Origin of the sequence: Natronococcus sp., from assembly GCF_047921035.1 — an archaeon.
GTDB lineage: Archaea > Halobacteriota > Halobacteria > Halobacteriales > Natrialbaceae > Natronococcus.
Genome location: NZ_JBLRWX010000148.1, coordinates 1 through 6,178 on the forward strand (window position 1 = coordinate 1; position 6,178 = coordinate 6,178).

Genomic DNA, 6,178 nt, shown 5'->3' on the forward strand with positions numbered 1-6,178 from the left:
CGGGAGCTTGCTCGAGGAGAGATCTCAGTTGCACCTGGTGTCTTGTTGAGCGAAGCAGAGCGCGCAGTTCTGGAATCAAAGTTTCCAGAACTGCAAGACCAGACTGGGAAAGCCTACGCCGTGAGCGTAGCGAAGCTTGGCGGTTATCTGAACCGCGGATCAGATCCTCCTCCAGGATGGGAAACGATGTGGAAAGGCCTCCAGAAGCTGCGCATGTGGGCAGAAGGCTACGAACTCGGTGCTGAATGAGCGCCACGGCCGCTCATTCAGCGATTCCGAAGTGAACGTAGCCTCATTGCTCCAGTTTCACAGCAGAACACCTGTCAAAGACACGTAATTCGGTCAAAATAATGTACGCATCCTGACCAAACCCCTCTTCTCATACCAGGCTCGGTTGAATTTTCTCTCTATCGCTGAGTTATGGGTAAGAGACAGGACTTCAGTCGTGGGATGAATCCGACCAAATACGACACAATCCATCCTCAATAGCCGACCGAAGGTTAATAGAAGCGTAACACCTAATATAGATTGGCGTCTATATAACAGTATGCCACGGGGGTACAGCCGAGAGCGAACGTCGGTTCACAATCTCCACTACCACTTCGTGTGGTGTCCAAAGTACCGCAAGCCGGTGCTAACGGACGAGGTTGCCGACCGCCTCGAACACCTCATCGAGGAGAAAGCCGACGAGCTCGGACTCAACATCCTCCGACTGGCAATCCAGCCCGACCACGTACACCTGTTCATCACGGGCAACCCGAAGCTCTCACCGAACAAAATCATCCAACAGGTCAAGGGCTACACCTCTCGGAACCTCCGCGACGAGTTTGACTTCGGCCTCCCGTCGCTGTGGACACGCTCGTACTTCGTCTCCTCGGCGAGCGAAGTGTCGAGTCAGACCATCGAGGAGTACATCGAAGCACAGACCGGGCGATAACGATGCACCGCGAAGTCACTACTACAGTACGTGTCAAATTCCACTCGCTCACCGAGCGGAAAGCTCGCCTCATCGAACGCGAGTACACGGCGTTCCAAGACGCCGTTCACGGTGACGACACGAACCTCTACTCCGCCACCAAGCAACAGGCGGGGAAAGTCCGGTCGAACAAGAATCCGCGAGAGGACACCGAACAACCCCTCGTCCTCCGCAACGACTGCATCACCATCGAACACGACGAGGACACCGTCCTCTCGTCGTGGTGGTTCAAATTCCCAATCTACAATCCCGAGCGAGAACGGGGAGATAGCATCTGGGTGCCCGTTCACGTCCCCGAGAAAGACACGCATCTGCTCACCGATGAGTACATCCGTGACTCGGAACTCGTCCATCGGGACGGCGAGTGGTACGTTCATCTCGTCTGCAAGCGGTCTGTGGCCGTCGCAGACGAATACAATGATGTTCTCGCCGTCGACATGGGTGCGAAGTGGATCGCCGTCAGCACGTTCCTCTCCGACCGCGACACACAGTTCCACGGCGCTGAAGTCCGACGCGTTCGGGAACACTACAAGCAACTCCGAAAATCAATCGGGAAGGCCAAGGTTCGCTCGGGAGCGCAGGTCATCGAACGCATCGGTGACAAGGAATCCCGAACGGTTGAACACGAGTTGCATCAGGTGGCGAACGAACTCATCGCTCGCGCCCGTGACCGCAACGCCGTCATCGTGTTCGGTGACATGACCGGGTTGCGCTTCGACAACGATGAGGGACGGTACGTGAACGACAAGACCCACAAGATGCCGTACGCGAAACTGGCGAACATCCTCACATACAAGGCGCATCTCGATGGACGGGAATGCATCCCAGTGTCGGAGTACGACACGTCTGTGACGTGCTGGCGATGTGGCTCGCAGAACACGAGCCGTGGGGTGCAGGGTCGAGTCGAGTGTTGTGATTGTGGGCTGGACGATAATGCGGACAAGAACGGTGCGTCGAACATCGGCAAACGAGCCGTTGGTAAGGACATTCAGAGCCCGCTATCGACGGTGGGGGCTGTTGTGGCTCAGCCCGAAACGCAGGTCGTACTCGACGGAACCAACGGTGAGATGGAACCTGCGAACTCCCCGAAAGACGTGGGCCTAACCCTCAGTGAGGGAAGCCCACGACGTTAGTCGTGGGAGAAATCACGCCGAGTGGCAACCCTTATCGGGAAACGGTGTCTTCACACGGCCACCAACCATGCCCGCTATCACGGTCGACGGGCTGACCAAGTCCTACGGCGAGACCCTCGCGCTCGACGATCTCTCCTTCGAGGTCGAGGAGGGTGAGGTGTTCGGCTTCCTCGGTCCGAACGGGGCCGGCAAGTCGACGACGATCAACGTCCTCCTGGATTTCGTCCGTCCGACGGCGGGACGGGTCGAGGTGCTCGGGCTCGACGCACAGGCCCACAGCCGCGAAATCCGCTCGCGGACCGGGGTCCTCCCCGAGGGGTACCGGACCTACGAACGACTCACCGCCCGGCAACACCTCGAGTTCGCGATGGACTCGAAGGGCGTCGACGACGACCCCGAACGGCTGCTCGAGCGGGTCGATCTGGCCGACGCGATCGACAAGAAGGCCGGCGGTTACTCGAAGGGAATGGCCCAGCGGCTCATGCTCGCGATGGCGCTGGTCGGCGAGCCCGAACTGCTCATCCTGGACGAGCCCTCTACGGGCCTGGACCCGAACGGCGCCCGCGAGATGCGCGAGATCGTCCGCCAGGAGAGCCAGCGGGGCGCGACGGTCTTCTTCTCGAGTCACATCATGGAGCAGGTCGAGGCCGTCTGCGATCGGGTCGGCATCCTCCGCGAGGGCGAGATGGTCGCCGTCGATTCCGTCGCGGGACTCCGGGACTCGGTCAGCGACGGGACGGTGCTTCGGGTCACCGTCGACCGGATCGACGACGACGCCGTCGGGGCGGTTCGCTCGCTGTCCGACGTCTCTGACGCGAGCGTCGAGAGCGAGGCACCGCCGACGCTCGCGATCCGGGTCGACGGCTCGAAGACGGACGTCCTCTCGGAACTCGAGAATCAGGGCCTCGAGGTTCGTGACTTCTCGACCTCGGAGGCGTCGCTCGAGGAGGTCTTCCAATCCTATACGACGGAGGTGAACGCCCGATGAGTACCGAACCCGAGACGGGAACCGGAACGGCCGACCGCGGAACGACGGCACCCTCGAGTTCGATCACCCTCGAGAGCGTCCGCGCTGTCGCCAAGAAGGACTTCCAGGACTCGGTTCGCTCGTGGATGTTCTGGGGACTGAGCATCTTCTTTTTCACGCTGCTGGTCGCGACGACGGGCGTCGTTTCCTACTTCGGCGAGGACATCGCGGCACAGGGGGCGACGACGGACGTCCTCGTCGGCTTCGTCAGCGAGATCACGCGGCTGATCATCCCGCTGATCGCGCTCGTGCTGGGGTGGAAGGCTATCGCCGGTGAGCGCGAGTCCGGCAGCATCAAGATCCTGCTCTCGCTGCCCCACTCCCGGAAGGACGTCCTGCTGGGCAAGCTTCTCGGCCGTTCGGCCGTGTTGTCGCTTTCGCTGACCCTCGGGTTCGTCCTCGCGGCCGTCGTCGTCGCCGTCCTGCTCGGTGGGTTCGACGTCGGCGACTACGTCGGGTTGCTCGCGGTCTCGATCGTCTACGGGATCGCCTACACGAGCATCGCCGTTTCGCTTTCCTCGCTGACCCGATCGACGACGGTCGCCGGCGCGGCGATGTTCGGCGTCTTCGTGCTGTTCTACGTCGTCTGGAACACGTTGACGACGGCCGCGTCGCTGCTGGCCGACCGCAACGTCCCCTTCTTCGACACCATCACCTATACGACCGAAATTCAGGGCCAGGAGGTCGAACTCGAGCGGCTCCCCGACTGGGTGTACTTCGTCGTGAACCTCGATCCCGGGGAGGCCTACGGTCGAACGCTGACGCTGGTCACAGACACCGACATGATCGAACTCCAGGCCCAGCTCAACGAGGAGATGTTCGGGGGCGAGCTCCCCTTCTTCCTGCAGGACTGGTTCGCGCTCCTGATCCTCGTGTTCTGGATCGTCGTCCCGATCGTCGTCGCGCTCTATCGCTTCGACCGGGTCGACCTCTGAGGGTCGGTCGTCCTGATCGGCGACGGAAACCTTTCCGCTTTCGAGACTGTCTTCGTTACGTGACAGGGAACTTAGGGTCGCGTCTCCGGTACTCGAGGGCAATGACACGGTGTATCTTCTACGGTGGCAAGGGCGGCGTCGGCAAGACGACCTGCGCGGCCGCGACGGCGACCCGGCTGGCCGACGGCGGACGGAGGACGCTGGTCGTCTCGACGGACCCCGCCCACTCGCTGTCGGACTCCGTCGAGACCGACCTCGGCGCCGAGCCCCGCAAGCTCGAGCGGGGAGCCGAACCCGCCCTCGAGACCGACTCGGAGGGGACGGCCGAACTCGAGGACGCGGCCGACCTCTGGGCGGCCGAGATCGACCCCGAAACGCGAGCGGAACGCTACGAGGAACTCGCGCGGGCGCTCGCCGCCGACCTGCGCAGCGCGGGCATCCGGCTCGACGACGAGGAGGTCGAGCGGATCTTCGCGGCCGGGACGCCCGCGGGCGGCGACGAGATCGCCGCGCTCGACCTCCTGGTGGAGTACGTCGATTCGGGCGAGTGGGACGTCGTCGTCTTCGACACCGCGCCGACGGGCCACACGCTGCGGCTGTTCGACACGCCCGCGGTCGCGGGACCGTTCCTCGAGACGCTGGGCTCGCTTCGCGGGCAGGCCCGGCGGATCGGCACCGCGGCCCGCTCGGCGGTGCTGGGCCCGATGTCGATGTTCGGGGGCGGCGACGACGGGGCCGACCTCGAGGCGTTCCGGGATCGCCTCGAGCGCGCCCGGGAGCTGCTGCTCGATCCCGAGCGCACGGAGTTTCGGGTCGTCCTCACGCCCGAGGGGATGGCGATCGCCGAATCCGAGCGCCTCGTCGAGAAGCTCCGGGAGGCGGGGGTCCGGGTCGATCGCCTCGTCGTGAACCGCGTCTTCGAGGATCCCGAGGACGACTGCTCGCGCTGTCGGTCCCGGCGCGACCGCCACGAACGGCGGGTCGACGAGATCCGCGAGACGTTTCCCGACCTCGAGGTCGTTACGTTGCCCGAGGTCGAGGGAGAGGTGCAGGGACTCGAGGCGGTCGAATCGATTGCAAGTCGACTCCCCGGAGAGAGGTAAGCAACGGCGCTCACCAAAGCACAAATACTTGAGTTGGAGCGAACATATATGTTCCAGCTGCGCGAACAAAGAGACATGTCCGAGGAACGAACCCCGTCGGATGGCCCGGTCGAGCGCTGGATGGCCGACCGGACGACGTTTCAGCGCGTGTACGACGTTATCGCCGGGGTCACTGAACCGACGGCTGCTCGGCAGGTTGCCGAGCGGGCGAACTGCTCCGAAAACGGCGCTCGGGAGGCACTCGAGCAACTGGTCGAGATGGGAATCGCGAACCGGACTGACTCGAGGCCGGCGCTCTACCGCCGGAACAAGTCGTACTTCCGGTGGAAACGAGCAGAAGAGATGGCGCGCGATCACGACCGGAGCGAGTTGCGTGACCGACTCGAAGATCTGCTCGAGGCCGATCAGGCGTATCAGGACCGGTACGGCGTTCCGGACCCGGATGCCGTCGCGCTCGACGATACGTTCGACGACCACGAGGCACTCCACGACCGGTGGGACGACCTCACGGAGTGGCGAACGATCCGTCGGGACGTGACCATCCTCAACCGGGCGATCCAGCGGGCCGAGTCGACGGTCAACGGACCGGTTCGGTCGGAGCCGTGACCGACCGCGAGGAGGCGCCGAGCGGACCGTTAGACGTCGCTGCGCTCGAGGTGATCGCTCGGCGCGCGACGAGTCACCCGCTGGTCTCCGACTGGGCGTTCCGACCGGATTCGATCTCGCCACGGGTGCTCGAGATCCGGCTCGACGGCGCGCAGTACCCCGACACCGTTCGAGACGTTCGCCTCGACGTTCGGTGGTTCGTCGGCGGCGACTACACCGTTCACTACCGCGAAATCAGCGAAAACGAGACCTGGCAATGTCGATGGGATCGACATCCGAAACCCGAGGCACCACGAACGCATTTCCATCTACCGCCGGACGCCGACTCGCCCGCCGAACCCTCGCCGATCGAGTCGGAGACGCATCTGGGGGTGCTCTTTTTCGTCCTCGAGTGGGTC

The 6,178-nt window shown here is 63.3% G+C and carries 7 protein-coding genes and 1 pseudogene; all 8 read left to right on the plus strand.

Going from position 1 to position 6,178, the window contains the following annotated elements:
* A pseudogene (locus ACNA7R_RS18825) lies at positions 1-249 on the plus strand (IS4 family transposase); the annotation flags it as partial.
* A gap of 298 nt (positions 250-547) precedes the next feature.
* Positions 548-937, plus strand: a complete 390-nt coding sequence (tnpA, locus tag ACNA7R_RS18830; protein WP_416285053.1) for an IS200/IS605 family transposase — start codon at positions 548-550, stop codon at positions 935-937.
* A gap of 2 nt (positions 938-939) precedes the next feature.
* Entirely contained in the window at positions 940-2,109 is a 1,170-nt protein-coding gene (locus ACNA7R_RS18835; protein ID WP_416285054.1) for an RNA-guided endonuclease InsQ/TnpB family protein, read from the plus strand.
* A 67-nt stretch (positions 2,110-2,176) separates the two neighbouring features.
* A complete protein-coding gene (locus tag ACNA7R_RS18840) occupies positions 2,177-3,097 on the plus strand; it encodes an ABC transporter ATP-binding protein (protein ID WP_416285055.1) in 921 nt (306 codons plus the stop codon).
* Entirely contained in the window at positions 3,094-4,071 is a 978-nt protein-coding gene (locus tag ACNA7R_RS18845; protein ID WP_416285056.1) for an ABC transporter permease, read from the plus strand. Before ACNA7R_RS18840 ends, ACNA7R_RS18845 begins: the two co-directional genes overlap by 4 nt.
* Positions 4,072-4,172: 101 nt before the next feature.
* The gene (locus tag ACNA7R_RS18850; protein WP_416285057.1) at positions 4,173-5,174 is read left to right on the plus strand and encodes an ArsA family ATPase; all 1,002 of its coding nucleotides are present in this window, start codon (positions 4,173-4,175) and stop codon (positions 5,172-5,174) included.
* Between the two features lie 75 nt (positions 5,175-5,249).
* A complete protein-coding gene (locus ACNA7R_RS18855) occupies positions 5,250-5,780 on the plus strand; it encodes a hypothetical protein (protein WP_416285058.1) in 531 nt (176 codons plus the stop codon).
* A partial coding sequence (locus tag ACNA7R_RS18860; RefSeq protein ID WP_416285059.1) for a hypothetical protein occupies positions 5,777-6,178 on the plus strand: 402 nt, incomplete at its 3' end. The genes ACNA7R_RS18855 and ACNA7R_RS18860, both read left to right, overlap by 4 nt.